Source organism: Streptomyces sp. NPDC039424 (assembly GCF_055639495.1).
In genome coordinates this window covers 240,136-255,687 of sequence record NZ_JBVKAI010000009.1, presented here as the reverse complement: position 1 = coordinate 255,687, position 15,552 = coordinate 240,136, and the positions used below count along the sequence as shown (strand labels likewise).

Here is a 15,552-nt window from a genome sequence, read left to right as displayed (position 1 = left end):
TCCTGATTCGCCTTTTGCGTACGGGAATTAGTCCGGCGAGGGGTTTCCCCGCGGGCGGCGCCTCGATCGAGCCACCGGGCCGACGACATGCGGAGTTTACAGAGTGCGGCGCTTGCTGCCCGCGTGTTGCGGAAGGGTGAGTGCCGGGTGAATCCGTCGGACATTTTGACGGGCTTGCGGTGGTGTGGTGCCTCTGTGGCGTGGTCCGTGGGGTAGCGTGCCTTAAGGGAATTGCTCGGATTTTCGGCTCTTGCGGCGAGTTTCGGAGGCTGGCTGAATTGATGCGACGGCATACGGAAAGACCGCGCTGATATTGACCCGCGAGTAAGGAGCTCGCTAGTTTCCGGTGGCCCTCGAGTTCCGTCGCACACCCCCCACCGTGCTGGTCCACCGATTATTCGGAGCATCATGACGTCTGCTGTGCGCGCCCTGGACCTGATCATCTGCGTCACCCCTTTCGGAGAGCCGGATTCCAGGCTCGCCGCGGCGGCTTCCCGGGCCGGCGGACTCGGGGTTCTGGACCTGGGGTCCGGCGACCGAAGATCCCGTGAGGCGCTGGCCCGCCTGAGACGGATGTCCCCCGGGCCCTACGGGGTGCGTGTGGCGGCCCACTGCCGGATGCGGCCCCGGGACCTCCTCGAATCCGGCGCGCCGGGCCCGGGGGAGGGGAGCGCGGGCGGACCGGACTGCGTGGTGCTGGCCCCGGACGCGCCGTGGCGCGTCGACGAGGTCGCCGGGCGCCACCGCGTCCTGGCCGAGGTCACGGACCTGGCCCAGGCCCGGGAGGCGGTCCGCGCCGGGGCACACGGGCTGATCGCCCGGGGCTGCGAGAGCGGCGGCCGGATCGGCGCACTCAGCACCTTCGTACTGCTCCAGCAACTCCTGTCCGCACGCGACCTGGACGTCCCCGTGTGGGCCTGCGGCGGCATCGGGCCCCGCGCGGCGGCGGCGGCCGTGGCCGGCGGAGCGGCCGGAGTGGTCCTCGACAGCCAACTCGCCCTGCTGGCCGAGTCCGGGCTGCCCGAGGCGACGGCGGCGGCACTGCGCTCGCTCGACGGTTCGGAGACCGTCGTGGTGGGCGGGCACCGGGTGCTGCGCCGCCGCGGCCCCGACGCCCCGCCCCTGCCGGCCGACGACCCGGCGGCGGTCGCACCCCTGCTGGGCGCACAGGATCCGCGCCACCAGCTCCTGCCGGTGGGACAGGACGGCTTCCTCGCGGCCCGATTCGCCGAGCGCTGGCGTGATGTCGGCGGCACGGTCCGGGGACTGACGGCGGCCGTGCGCGGGGCCCTGGTGGATGCCGGGCCCGAGACCGCCGTACCGGACTCGCCCGCCGACCTGCCGCCCGGTGACGCCGGGGCGTCGGCGTCGCCCGGCCCCGAGCCGGTCTCCGCCGCCCGGTCCCTGCTCCCCGGCTCCCCGATGAGCCGGGCCCTCGGGACACGGCTGCCCGTGGCCCAGGGGCCCATGACCCGGGTCAGTGACCAGGCGGGGTTCGCCGCCGCCGTGGCCGGCGAGGGTGCCCTGCCGTTCCTGGCGCTGGCCCTCGCGGACGGTGAGCGGGCGCGGGCGATGCTGACCGCGACCCGGGCCGCGCTGCGGGGACGGCCCTGGGGCGTGGGCGTGCTCGGCTTCGCGCCCGAGGAGATCAGGAACGCCCAGCTCGAAGCCGTACGGGAGCTGCGGCCCAGCCACGCGATCATCGCGGGCGGCCGGCCCGCGCAGGCCGAGGCGCTGGAGCGGGCCGGGATCAGCACCTTCCTGCACGTGCCCTCGCCGGGCCTGCTGCGGCAGTTCCTGGAGGCCGGGGCACGGCGGTTCGTGTTCGAGGGCTCCGAGTGCGGCGGCCACGTGGGACCGCGGGCCAGCTTCCCGCTGTGGGAGGCGCAACTCGCCGTCCTGGAGGACTTCCTGGCCGGCGCCGACGACGAGACCGCCCGGCGGATCGAGGTGTTCTTCGCGGGCGGTGTGCACGACGAGCGGTCGGCGGCGATGGTCGCCGCGCTCGGTGCACCGCTGACCGCCCGGGGCGCGGCGGTCGGCCTCCTCATGGGCACCGCCTATCTGTTCACCGAGGAGGCGGTGGCACGCGGCGCGATCCAGCCCCTGTTCCAGCGGCAGGTCATGGCCGCGACCGCGACCGCCCTGCTGGAGACCGCCCCCGGCCATGCCACCCGCTGCGTCCCCAGCCCGTTCACCCACGACTACCGCGACCGGGAGAGCGAACTGCGCGGCCGGGGCGTCCCCGACCGGCAGGTCTGGGAGGAGCTGGAGCGGCTCAACGTCGGGCGGCTGCGCATCGCCAGCAAGGGAGTCGACCGGGCCGACGGCGGCGGCCTCGCACGTGTCGACGAGGAACGCCAGCTCGCCGAAGGCATGTTCATGGCCGGAGACGTGGCCGTGCTGCGCTCGGCGACCACCACGCTCGACGCCCTGCACCACTCGGTGACCGACGGCGCCGCCGCCTTCCTCACCGACCGCACGCGACGGCTGACCGAACGGCTGGGCCGTAAACGGGCGGTCCGGCAGCCGGCGCCCGCCCCGCTCGACATCGCTGTCATCGGCATGGCCTGCATGTTCCCCGAGGCCCCCGACCTGCCCGCCTTCTGGGCGAACGTCGTCGCCGGACACGACGCGGTCACCGAGGTCCCGCCCGAGCGCTGGGATCCGGCCGTCCACCACACCGAGGGCCGTTCGACGTCCAAGTGGGGCGGCTTCCTGCCCCGCATCCCCTTCGACCCGCTGCGCTACGGCATCCCGCCCGCCTCCCTCGGCAGCATCGAGCCGGTCCAGCTGCTGTCCCTGGAGGCCGCCCGGCGCGCGCTGGAGGACGCCGGATACGGCGAGGCGGGACGGGAGTTCGACCGCGCCCGCACCTCCGTCGTCTTCGGCGCGGAGGCGGGCAGCGACCTGTCCAACGCCGCCACCCTGAGCGCCGTACTGCCCTCGTACTTCGGCACGGTGCCCGAAGGGCTGCGGGAGCAGCTGCCCCGGCTCACCGAGGACTCCTTCCCCGGCATGCTCGCCAACGTCATCTCGGGCCGGATCGCCAACCGCCTCGACCTCGGCGGGGCCAACTACACCGTGGACGCCGCCTGTGCGTCCTCGCTGGCCGCCGTCGACGTGGCCTGCAAGGAACTGGTCGCCCGGACCAGCGACGTCGTGCTGTGCGGGGGCGCCGACCTGCACAACGGCATCAACGACTACGTGCTGTTCTCCTCGGTGCACGCGCTCTCCCCGACCGGCCGGTCGCGGGCCTTCGACAGCTCGGCCGACGGCATCGCGCTCGGCGAGGGCGTCGCCTGCGTCGTCCTCAAACGGCTGGCGGACGCGGAGCGCGACGGCGACCGGATCTACGGTGTGATCAAGGGGCTGGGCTCGTCCAGCGACGGCCGCTCCCTCGGCCTGACCGCACCCCGGCCGGAAGGGCAGCGGGCCGCCCTGGAACGGGCCTACCGCAACGCCGGCGTGTCGCCCGCCGAGGTCGGTCTCGTGGAGGCGCACGGCACCGGCACCGTCGTCGGCGACCGCACCGAACTCACCATCCTCAGCGAGGTGTTCGCCGACGCCGGAGCCGGTGCGGGCGACTGCTCGCTCGGGTCGGTCAAGTCGCAGATCGGGCACACCAAGTGCGCCGCCGGTCTCGCGGGCCTGATCAAGACCACGCTCGCCCTCTACACCGGCGTCAAACCGCCCACCCTGCACCTGGAGCGGCCCAACGAGGCGTGGAGGGAGGGGGAGAGCCCCTTCGCGTTCCACACCCGGGCCCGGCCCTGGGCGGTACCGGCCGGGGATCGGGTCGCCGGGGTCAGCGCGTTCGGCTTCGGCGGCACCAACTTCCATGCGGTGCTCGGTGCGTACGGGGACTCCGTACCCCCTGAGCAGGGACTGGACGCCTGGCCCGCCGAGCTGTTCCTCTTCCGTGGCAGGGATCTCGCGGCGGCCCACCGCGCCATGGCGGAGCTGCTCACGGCCGCCGAGGCCGACGGCCGTCCCTGGCGGCTGCGCGACCTCGCGCTGAGCGCGGCCCGGCGTGCGGACGCCACCTCGGAGCCGGTGCGGGCGGCGGTCGTGGCGAGCGACCTCGACGGACTCACCGGGCAGTTGCGCAGGGCGCTGGCCGGGGAGCACGACCCGGCCGCGGGCATCCACCTCGCGGAGGAGACGGCGGCCTCCGCCGAGGGCAAGGTCGCCTTCCTCTTCCCCGGCCAGGGCAGCCAGCGCCCCGGCATGCTCGCCGAGGTGTTCCTCGCCTTCCCGGAACTGCAGCGGTTCCTGGAACTGGGACGAGAACACGCCGAGCGGATGTATCCGCCCGCCGCCTTCGACGAGGCCGGGCGCGCGCGGCAGCGGGCCGCGCTCACCGACACCCGGGCCGCCCAGCCCGCGCTCGGCATCACCGGCCTCGCCGCCCACGCCCTGCTCACCGCCGCGGGCGTACGGCCCGACATGGCGGCCGGGCACAGCTACGGCGAACTGGCCGCCCTGTGCGCGGCCGGTGCCCTCGACCCCGAGACACTGCTGGAGCTCAGCACCGAACGGGCGGCGGCGATCCTGGCGGCGGCGGGCGACGAACCCGGCACCATGGCCGCCGTCGCCGCCGGTGCCGAGGACGTCGAACGGGCCCTGCGCGCCGCCGACGCGCCCCCCACGGTCGTCGTCGCCAACCACAACTCGCCCGAGCAGACGGTGATCTCGGGCCCGACTCAGGACATCGCCACCGCCGTCCGGCTGCTGCGCGCCGCCGGACACACCGCCAAGGCCATCCCCGTGGCGTGCGCCTTCCACAGCCCCGTGGTGGCCGGTGCGGGCGAGCGGTTCGCCAAGGTGCTGAAGGACAAGACCGTCCGGCCGCCCGAGTTCCCCGTGTGGGCCAACCGCACCGCCGCCCCCTACGCCCCGGACCCCGACGGCGTGCGCACCGAACTCGCCGCGCAGATCGGCGCCCCGGTCGCCTTCGTCCGGCAGGTCGAGGCGATGTACGAGGCGGGGGCGCGGATCTTCGTGGAGGCGGGCCCCGGCACGGTCCTCACCCGCCTGGTCCGGCAGATCCTCGGCGACCGTCCCCACCGCACGGTCGCCTGCGAGCCCCGTGACGGCGGCGGCCTGCGCGGCTGGCTCGACGCGCTCGCCCAACTGGCCGTCGCCGGACAGCCGGTGCGCACCGCGTGGCTGCTGAGGGGACGCGACGCCGTCGACGCGGTCCGGACACCGGCGCCGAAGCGGCCCGGGTGGACGGTCGACGGACAGCTGGTCCGCACCGCCGCCGGAGACCTCCTCCCCGGTGCGCTCGCACCGGCCCGACGAGTCGTGGAGACGACTGTGACGACGAACTCCCCGCACGGCGACCCGGCCGACCGGGACGCACTCATCTCCGAATTCCTGCGCACCAGCCGGGAGATGATCGCCGCCCAGCGCGACGTCCTCCTCACCTACTTCGGCGCCGCACCGGGCACCCCGATCCCCGCACCGGCGGCTCCCGGTCCGCTGCCCCGGGCCGAGGCCGTGCCCGCCGAACTGCTGCCCGCCCAGCTCCCGGCCGCCGAGCCCCTGGCTGCCCGGCCGCACACACCCGAGCCCGTCCCGGCCGCCGGCGGCACGCCCTCGGAGACGGACGTCCAGCGGGTCGTCCTGGAGATCATCAGCGAACGCACCGGCTACCCCGTCGACATGATCGAGCCCGACCTCGACCTGGAGGCGGACCTGAGCATCGACTCGATCAAGCGCGCCGAGATCGCGGGCGAACTCGCCAAGCGGCTGGGCATCGCGGGCGGCGCCGAGCTCCAGGCGTCCCTGGACGACGCGGAGCTGGAGGAGCTGGCCAAGGCGCGGACGGCGGCCTCGGTCACCGAGTGGCTGGCGGCGCGGCTGGCCGCGGCCGACGAGCGGACGGCGGGGGAAACCGTTTCGCCCGTCGTCGACCTGCCGGCGCCGGCCGTCTCCCCCGAGGAGGCCGCGGAGGAGCCCGGGGAGATCACCGGTGAGGCCCCGAAGCGGTTCGAACTGCGCCCGGTGCCCCTGCCCCGGCCCGCCCACGCGGTGGACCCGGCCGCCGTGCTCGCCGGGAAGCGGTTCGCCGTCCTCGGTGACGGCGCGGGGGCCGCCGCCCAGGTCGAGTCCCGGCTCGCCGCGTACGGCGCCGACGTGGTCACCGGCCGGGAGGACCTGCTCCCCGAGGCGGACGGACCGCTGGACGGAGTGCTGTACCTCGGCGCGCTGCCCGGCGCCGACGTCCCGGTGCTGCCGGACGTCTTCCCCGTACTGCGGGCCGCCCTGGCCCGGGCGCCGCGCTGGCTGCTGGCCGCCCGGCCCGCCGACGGCGGCGAGGCGCTGCGCGCGGCCGGGCTGAACGGCCTGTTCCGCACGGTCGCCCGCGAGTACCCGGAGACCGTCGCACGGGTCGTCGGCCTCGGCGACACCGCCCCCTCCGCCGTCGCCGACGCCCTGCTCACCGAACTGCTCGCGCCCGAACCCGCCCCGGTCGTGCTGCACACGGCCGCGGGCCGGCACGGCATGGAGCTCGTCGAGGCGCCCCTCGGCCCGCTCGGCACCACCGGCGCCGGTCCGGCCGGCGACGGCGCCGCCGAGGCCGCCGCGCTCGGCCTCGACCGGGACTCCGTGGTGCTGCTGGTGGGCGGCGCCCGGGGGATCACCGCGAAGTTCGCGGCCACCCTCGCCGCGGCCTGCCGCTGCCGCGTCGAACTGATCGGCAGGACCCCCGCGCCCTCCGGCCCCGAGGACCCGACGATCGCCGCCGCCCGCACCCCGGCCGAACTGCGAGCGGCACTCGCCGCCCGCGCGGGCGGTGGCCCGCTCAAGCCCGCCGAGGTCAACCGCGCCGCCGAACTCGTGCTCGCGCAACGGGAGATCACCGCCACGCTCGAGGAACTCACCGCCCGCGGCAGCGAGGTCCGCTACCGCTCCGTGGACTTCCGCGACCGGGACGCGGCACTCCAGGCGATCAAGGAGATCCACGCCGAGCACGGCCGGCTCGACGGGGTGGTGTTCGCGGCCGGGGTGATCGAGGACCGGCTGATCGCCGAGAAGAGCCCCGAGTCCTTCCAGCGGGTGTACGGCACCAAGACCGCCGGCGCCGCCACCCTGCTCGCCGCGCTGGAGGAACTCCCCACCGGACCGCGCTTCGCCGTGCTGTTCGGCAGCATCTCCGCCGTCCTCGGCAACCGGGGCCAGGCCGACTACGCCGCCGCCAACGACGCCCTGGAGGGCCTCGGCGCCGACTGGGCCGCCCGCACCGGCCACCGCGCGCTGACCGTGCACTGGGGACCGTGGGCACCCACCGGCGGCCACACCGGCATGGTCAGCCCGGAGCTCGGCCGGGAGTACGCCCGGCGCGGTGTGAAGCTCATCGACCCCGAAGAGGGCACCGCGGCCCTGCTGCGGGAACTCGCCTGGGGCGACGAGTCGGCCCGCGCGGTCGTCTACACCTCCTCGGGCTGGTGACATGGCGGACCACGGCATGACGGCCCGTCAAATCCCGGTCGCCATCGTGGGGATGGCCGTCCTGCTGCCCGGCGCCGCCTGCCTCGACGCCTACTGGCGCAACCTGCGCGACGGCGTGGACGCGATCGGCGACGTACCGGACGGCCGCTGGGACGCCGACTACTACCGTCCCGGCGCCGGGACGGGCCCCGCGGCCGCCGACCAGGTGTACTGCCGGCGCGGCGGATTCGTGGACGGCCTGGCCGACGTCGAGGTGACCCGGTTCGGCATCATGCCGTCCTCGGTCGCGGGCACCGAACCCGACCAGCTGATCGCGCTGAAGGTGGCCGCGGAGGCCCTCTCCGACGCGGGCGGCGCGGACCGGCTGCCCGACCGGCACCGCGTCGGCGTCGTCCTGGGCCGGGGCGGCTACCTCACCCCCGGCCTGGTCCGGCTCGACCAGCGGGTCCGCACGGCGGGTCAACTCGTCCGCACCCTGGGCGAGTTGCTGCCCGACCTGACAGCGGACCAGCTCGGCCGCGTCCGGGAGGCGTTCACCGAACGGCTGGGACCCGAGAGCCCCGAGTCCGCGATCGGCCTGGTGCCCAACCTCGCGGCCTCCCGGATCGCCAACCGGCTCGACCTGCGCGGCCCCGCCTACACCGTGGACGCGGCCTGCGCCTCCTCGCTGGTCGCCGTCGACCAGGCGGTCGGCGAACTCGCCGCCGGACGCTGCGACCTGATGCTCGCCGGGGGAGTGCACCACTGCCACGACATCACCCTCTGGAGCGTCTTCTCCCAACTGCGCGCCCTCTCCCCGAGCCAGCGCATCCGCCCCTTCCACCGGGACGCCGACGGCATCCTCATCGGCGAGGGCACCGGCGTCGTCGTCCTCAAGCGCCTCGCCGACGCCGAACGCGACGGCGACCGCGTCTACGCCGTGATCCGGGGCACCGGCGTGGCCAGCGACGGCCGTACGTCCGGCCTCGTCAACCCCGACCCCGGCGGCCAGACCCACGCCGTACGCCAGGCCTGGCGCGCCGCCGGGCTCGACCCCGCCGCCCCCGGCGCGATCGGCCTCCTGGAGGCACACGGCACCGCGACCCCGGCCGGCGACGCCGCCGAACTGACCACCCTCGCCGAGGTGTTCGGCCCCGGCGACGACCGGTACGGCGACGAGCGGGCGGTGCTCGGGTCGGTGAAGTCGATGATCGGCCACACCATGCCCGCCGCCGGAGTGGCGGGCCTCGTCAAGGCCGCCCTTGCCGTCCACCACGGCACACTCCTGCCCACCCTGCACTGCGACGACCCCCACCCCGCCCTCGCCCGCACCCGCTTCCGCCCGCTGGAGAAGGCGACCCCCTGGGAGACCACCCCGGACCACCCGGTACGCCGCGCGGCCGTGAACGCCTTCGGCTTCGGCGGGATCAACGCCCATGTGGTGCTGGAGGAGGCGCCTGCCGCGACAACCGCCACAGGCGGCCCCCGGACCACCGCCCGGGGCACCGCACCGGAGGGCGTCGCGACGGCCGCAGGACAAGCCCCGCGCACCCCCGCCACCGTCACCGAACCCGAGCGCGTGCTCCTGCTGGCCGCCGATCACCCCGAGGGGCTCGCCGCGCTGCTCGCCGCCGACGACAGCGCCGTCCTCGGCTCCGGCCTGGACACCGGCCGGACGCACCCGGAGGCGGGCCCGGCCCGTCTCGGTGTCGTCGACCCGACCGCCAAGCGGCTGGCGCTGGCCCGGCGGGCGGTCGGCAAGGGCCGGGCCTGGCAGGGGCGCAGCGACGTCTGGTTCCGGCCCGGACCGCTGCTCGGCCCCGGGCAGGGCGGTCTCGCCTTCCTCTTCCCCGGCCTGGAGGCCGAGTTCACCCCCCGCGTCGACGACATCGCCGCCCACTTCGACCTGCCCCGCCTCCCCGGAGCCACCCCGTCCGGAGAGGACGTGCGGGTCGGCGACGTGGGCCGGCACGGCATCGGCGTCGTCGGCGTGGGCCGGCTCCTCGACGCGGCACTGCGCCGCATGGGCGTCGTCCCGGACGCGGTGGCCGGGCACAGCATCGGCGAGTGGACCGCCATGGCGGTGTCGGGGCTCTACTCCGGCGCCGAGGTCGACGCGTTCACCACCGGGTTCGACCCGGACAGCCTGACCGTCCCGGGCCTGGCCTTCGGCGCCATCGGCGCGCCCGCCGCGCAGGTCGTCGCGGCCATCGCCGACGGCTGGGCGGACGCCGGGATAACGCTCTCGCACGACAACGCGCCCAGCCAGTCGATGGTGTGCGGACCGGACGCCGCGGTGACGGAGTTCGTACGTTCCTTCCGCGCCCGGGGCGTGCTGTGCCAGGTGCTGCCCTTCCGGTCCGGCTTCCACACGCCGATGCTCGAGCCCTACCTGTCACCCATCAAGGAGGCCGCGGACCGGTTCCGGCTCCACCCGCCCACCGTCCCCATCTGGTCGGGGACCACGGCGACGCCGTTCCCCGAGGACGAGGCGGCCGTGCGCGAGCTGTTCGTGCGGCACCTGCTGGAGCCCGTCCGCTTCCGCGAACTCGTCGAGGGCCTGTACGGCGCCGGTCACCGTGCCTTCGTCCAGGCCGGCCCGGGCCAGCTCGCCTCCCTGGTCGGCGACACCCTCGGCGACCGCGACCACCTGGTGGTCGCCGCGAACTCGTCCCACCGGCCGGGACTCGCCCAACTCCGGCGCGTGGCGACGGCGTTGTGGACGGCGGGAGCCCCGGTGGCCCCGGCACTGCCCCGGCCGTACGCCCCCGCCTCCGCGACCCGGCCGCACCGTCCACCGGTCCGGCTCGACCTGGGCGGGGCGCTGGTGTCCCTCGACGGCCCGGCCCTCACCGCGCTGCGCTCCGAACTGCGCGCCGCGTCCCCCACGAGCGGCGCGTCGGCAGGCACCACCGCCCCGTCCGCCCTCGACACCCTCGCCGGGCGCTTCCCGGCCGCCGCCGAACTGAGCGCGCTCCTGCGGGACACCGAGGAGACGGCGGCCGCGCTGATCGCGGCGGGCGACCGCAGACCCGCGGCCGTGCCCGTCACCCCGGGCACCGGCCGGCCCGCCGGCCGCACCACCCCCACTCCCCGGCAACCCGCCGACCGCGTCGAGCCCGCCACCCCACGCCCCGCCCCCGACACCTGGCGCACCACCGTCCACGTCTCCCCGGCCACGATGCCCCACCTGCTCGACCACTGCTTCTTCCCGCAGCGGCCGGGCTGGCCGGACGTGGCCGACCGATGGCCGGTGGTCCCGGCGACCACGATCGTGCGGCACATGATGGACGCGGCGGAACAGGCGGCCCCCGGCACCCGCGCGGTCGCCGTGCACGGAGCGCGCTTCGACCGGTGGCTCACCGCGACCCCACCCGTGGACGTGCCGGTCACGGTCACCCGCACCCCCGACGACCCCCACCGCCTCGCCGTCACCTTCGGCCCCACGGCCCGCGCCGTGATCGAACTCGCCGCCCACCACCCCGCACCCCCCACGACCCGCACGGCTCCCCCCACCCCGGAACGCACCCCCGACCACACCGCCGCCCAGATCTACGCCGAGCGCTGGATGTTCCACGGACCGGCGTTCCAGGGCGTCACCGAACTCACGGGGATCGGCGACAGACACGTACGCGGGGTCATCACCACGCCCACCGCCCCCGGCGCCCTGCTGGACAACGTGGGCCAGATCCTCGGCTACTGGATCATGGCGACCCGGACCGAACGGACCGCCGTGTTCCCCGTGCAGATGCGCCACATGCGCTTCCACGGACCGGACCCGGCGCCGGGGACCGAGGTCGGCTGCCTGGTGCGGATCACCTCGTTCACCGACACCGTCCTGGAGGCGGACGTGGAACTGACCGTCGCCGGGCGGGTGTGGGCGCGGCTGACCGGCTGGCAGGACCGCCGCTTCGACAACGACCCGCAGACCCGCCCGGTCGAACGCTTCCCCGAGCGCAACACCTTCTCCGTGCCGCAGCCCGGCGGCTGGTCCCTGCTGCACGAGCGGTGGCCCGACCTCGCCTCCCGCGAGCTGATAATGCGCAACTCGCTGGGCGGCCCGGAACGCGCGGAGTACGCCGAGCACGCGCCACGCGGCCGCAGGCAGTGGCTGCTCGGCCGGATCGCGGTCAAGGACGCCGTACGGCGATGGCTCTGGGAGCACGGCGAGGGACCGGTCTTCCCCGCCGAGCTCCGGGTGCGCAACGACGACCTGGGCCGCCCGTACGTCACCGGCGTGCACGGCCGCACCCTGCCCCAGCTGGACGTCTCGCTGGCCCACCGCGCCGAGGCGGGCGTGGCGATCGTACGGCCGCACCGGCCCGGCCCCGGCCCCGGCATCGACATCGAGGAGGTCACCGAACGGGACCCGGCGGCCCTCGCCGCCGCACTCGGCACGCAGGAGCTCCGGCTGCTGCGCGCCCTGTGCGCGGACGGCGGCGCGTCCGAGGCGCTGTGGTTCACCCGGTTCTGGGCCGCCAAGGAGGCAGTCGCCAAGGCGGAGGGCACCGGATTCGGCGGACGCCCCCGGGACTTCGCCGTCTTCCACGCGGCACCGGCCGGCGACCGGCTGCTGGTCTCCGGACGCCTGGAGCGCGCCTACACGGTGCACTGCGCACCCGTCCGCAATCCCCCCGCACTGCCGACCCGGGACTACGTCGTGGCCTGGACGACGGGCCCGGCGGGCGAAGACGAAGAGGAGCAGGAACGATGAACCCCACGGAGCCCACCATCGCGTGCGCCGACGAGGAGGCGGTGCTCGCCGACATCAGGGGCATGCTCCTGACCCTCCTGGAGGAGTACGGCGAAGACGACGTCGAGATCGGCATGACCACCGCGTTCAACCGCGACCTGGAGCTGGAGAGCATCGATCTCGTGACCCTGGCCGGTCTGCTCAGGGAGCATTACGGAAACCGGGTCAACTTCGCCGAGTTCCTGGCCGGCATGGAGTTCGAGGAGATCATCGAGCTCACCGTCGGCCGGCTCGTCGAGCACATCGTGCAGAGCCTCAAGGCCGCGGGGGCGAGCTGACGGATGGCCATGGTCGACACCGGCGACATCCGGCTGCACGTGCAGAGAATGGGCCCCGAGGACGGCCGCCCCCCGGTCGCCACCGCCGTGCTCGTGCACGGCCTGCTCACCGACAGTCTGGCCAGCTACTACTTCACCGTGGCCGCGCGGTTCGCGGCGGCGGGCGTCGACGTGGTCATGTACGACCTGCGCGGCCACGGCCGCAGCGAACGGCCCCCGGCCGGCTACACCCTCGACCACAACATCGACGACCTGGAGGCGCTGCTCGACCGGCTGGAGATCACCGGCCCGGTCCACCTGGTCGGCAACTCCTACGGCGGCACGATCGCCTTCGGCTACGCCGCCCGCCACCCCGAGCGGGCGGCCAGCCTCGCCCTCATCGAGTCCGAACCGGCGACCGCGGCCTGGGCGGCGAAACTGGGCGGGATCATGGACCGGGTGGTGACCGGGCTGAGCCACGACGAGGCCGCGGCGATCGCCTGGGTCGCCGAGAACCACAGCCGCCACACCGCCCGCCTCGCCAAAGGCGCGGCACGGCTCGTCCGGGAGACCACGATCGGCCGGGACATCCCCGCCAGCCGGGTGCTCACCGAGGACGAGATCAGGGCCGTACGCTGCCCTGTCCTCGGGGTCTACGGGGGCGACTCGGACGTGCTGGAGCTCGCGGCGCTGAAGGAGGCGCTGCTCGCGGACTTCCGGTCCGCCGTGCTGCCGGGGCACGAGCACTCCGTGCTGGTGGAGGCCGCCGGGGCCGTCGGCGAACACGTCCTGGACCTGATCCGCTCGGCGAGCGGACTCAGCGCGGCGGGGGCCGAGGCCCGGTGAGCGCGTTCCTGTTCGTGGTGCCGCCCCTGGTCGGGCACATCAACCCGACCGTCGGCGTCGCCGCCCGGCTCGCCGCGCGCGGCCACCGGGTGGCCTGGGCCTGCGCCGACCCCGGGCTGGTACGGCGGCTCGCGGGCGCGGAGGCCGACGTCCTGCCCTGCACGGGACTCGCCCTGGCTACGCGCCCGCCAAAGCTGCGCGGCCCCGAGGCGCTGAAGTACCTGTGGGAGGGCTATCTGCTGCCCCTCGCCGACGCCATGGCGCCCGGGGTGCGGGCGGCGGCCGACAAGTTCCGGCCCGATGTCGTAGTCGCCGACCAGCAGGCGTTCGCCGGCGCCCTGGTCGCCGAACGCCTCGGCCTGCCCTGGGCCACCTCCGCCACCACCTCGGCCGAGCTGACCGGCGCCTACGACGGCATCCCCAAGGTCGCCGACTGGCTGCGGGCGCGGCTCGGTGAACTGCGCTCCCGCATCGGAGACCCGGCGGGCGACACCGACCCGCGGTTCTCGCCCCACCTGGTGCTGGCCTTCAGCACGCCCGAACTCGTCGGGCCGACGGCCGCCCGGGGCGACCACATCCACTACGTCGGCCCCTCCATCGCCGACCGCCCGGCCGCGCCCGGCTTCCCCTGGGAGTGGCTGGACCCCGGGCGGGCGAAGCTGCTGGTGAGCCTCGGCACCGCCAACGCCGACACGGGCGGCCGGTTCCTCGCCGAGTGTGTGAGCGCGGTGCGGGAACGGGCGGACCGGGTGCAGGCGGTGGTGGCCGACCCGGGCGGCACCCTGCCGGCGTCCGGCGACGACAAGGACGTACTCGTCCTGCCCGCCGTGCCCCAGCTCCCACTCCTGGAACGGGTCGACGCGGTGGTCTGCCACGCCGGACACAACACCGTCTGCGAGGCCCTCTGGCACGGCGTCCCGCTCGTCGTCGCCCCCATCCGCGACGACCAGCCCACCATCGCCGCCCAGGTCGTCGAGGCCGGGGCGGGCATCCGGGTGAGGTTCGGCCGGGTCACCGCGGCCCGGCTGGGCCCGGCCCTCGACGCCGTCCTGCACGAACCCGCCCACCGCGAAGCCGCGGGACGCGTCCGCACCGCCTTCCGCGCCGCCGGAGGCGCCCCGGCCGCCGCCACCCACCTCGAGCGACTCGCCGCCGACGCCCGCCCGGAGGAGACCCGATGAGCAACGAACCCCGGGGCACCGGCCGCGCCGCCCGGGTCGCCGCGCTGCGCCCCGCCTACCGGGCCGACCTGGCCGACGGCGTGGACCGCTTCTTCGCACCCCGGCGCACCACCTGCCCCTGGTGCGACTCCGGCCGGCTGACCACCCGGCTGCGCACCACCGACCTGCTCCAGCACAAACCCGGCCGCTTCGTCCTCGACCGGTGCCAGGAGTGCGGGCACACCTTCCAGAACCCGGCGCTGAACGAGGCGGGCCTGGAGTTCTACTACCGGGACTTCTACGACGGCCTCGGCGAGCAGAGGATGGGCGGCACCTTCGGGGGCCGCACCAAGGCGTACCGGGGCCGCGCGGAGTCGATGCTGCCGTACGACCCCACCCCCAAGAACTGGCTCGACGTCGGCACCGGGCACGGCCACTTCTGCGAGGCCGCCCGCGCGGTGCTGCCCGCCACGTCCTTCGACGGGCTCGACTTCACCGACGGCGTCGAACTCGCCGAACGCGAAGGGCGGGTCGAACACGGCCACCGCGGCGCCTTCCCCGACCTGGCGCCCGACCTCGCCGCCCGCTACGACGTGGTCAGCATGTTCCACTACCTGGAACACAGCACCGACCCCGACCGCGAACTGCGCGCCGCCCACCGGGCCGTCCGCCCCGGCGGCCACCTGCTCATCGAGGTCCCCGACCCCGAGAGCCGCTTCGCCCGCCTGCTCGGCCGCTGGTGGCTGCCCTGGCTCCAGCCGCAGCACCTGCACCTCGTACCGGTCGCCAACCTGCGCCGAAGGCTGACGGAGCTGGGCTTCACCGTGGTCGCCGAGCAGCACGCGCAGCCGCACGATCCGGTCGACCTGCTCGCCGCCGTCTGGCTCGCCCTGGACCACGCCGCGCCGCGCGAGGACGCGCCCTGGCTGCCCGAACCGCCGGGCCCCGTCGGCCGCGGGCTGCGCACCGCCACCCTCCTCGCGGGCGTCCCCGCACTGGCCCTGGCCACCCTCCTGGACCGCTTCGCGATCCGGCCGCTGTCCCACCGCCTCGGCCTGTCCAACGCCTACCGCCTCGTGGCCCGCCGTGACTGAGA

The 15,552-nt window shown here is 75.4% G+C and carries 6 protein-coding genes; all 6 read left to right on the top strand.

Translation table 11 applies throughout. From position 1 onward, the window contains the following. Positions 1-408: 408 nt before the first annotated feature. From ACZ7L0_RS23770 to ACZ7L0_RS23745, 6 genes are read left to right on the top strand one after another with little or no spacing between them, the layout of a single operon-like run. Complete coding sequence (locus ACZ7L0_RS23770) at positions 409-7,461, top strand: SDR family oxidoreductase (protein WP_471244531.1); 7,053 nt, start codon at positions 409-411, stop codon at positions 7,459-7,461. A gap of 16 nt (positions 7,462-7,477) precedes the next feature. Next, positions 7,478-12,154: a beta-ketoacyl synthase N-terminal-like domain-containing protein gene (locus ACZ7L0_RS23765; protein WP_471244530.1), complete on the top strand. Its 4,677-nt coding sequence runs from the start codon at positions 7,478-7,480 to the stop codon at positions 12,152-12,154. Further along, positions 12,151-12,471: an acyl carrier protein gene (locus tag ACZ7L0_RS23760; protein WP_471244529.1), complete on the top strand. Its 321-nt coding sequence runs from the start codon at positions 12,151-12,153 to the stop codon at positions 12,469-12,471. The genes ACZ7L0_RS23765 and ACZ7L0_RS23760 overlap by 4 nt, the downstream gene beginning before the upstream one ends. Positions 12,472-12,474: 3 nt before the next feature. Next, positions 12,475-13,296 (top strand): alpha/beta fold hydrolase, encoded by an 822-nt coding sequence (locus tag ACZ7L0_RS23755; RefSeq protein ID WP_471244528.1) that lies wholly within the window; start codon positions 12,475-12,477, stop codon positions 13,294-13,296. Next, a complete protein-coding gene (locus ACZ7L0_RS23750) occupies positions 13,293-14,477 on the top strand; it encodes a glycosyltransferase (protein ID WP_471244527.1) in 1,185 nt (394 codons plus the stop codon). Before ACZ7L0_RS23755 ends, ACZ7L0_RS23750 begins: the two co-directional genes overlap by 4 nt. Next, positions 14,474-15,550, top strand: coding sequence for a class I SAM-dependent methyltransferase (locus ACZ7L0_RS23745; protein WP_471244526.1), 1,077 nt, complete (start codon positions 14,474-14,476; stop codon positions 15,548-15,550). Before ACZ7L0_RS23750 ends, ACZ7L0_RS23745 begins: the two co-directional genes overlap by 4 nt. Positions 15,551-15,552 lie beyond the last annotated feature (2 nt).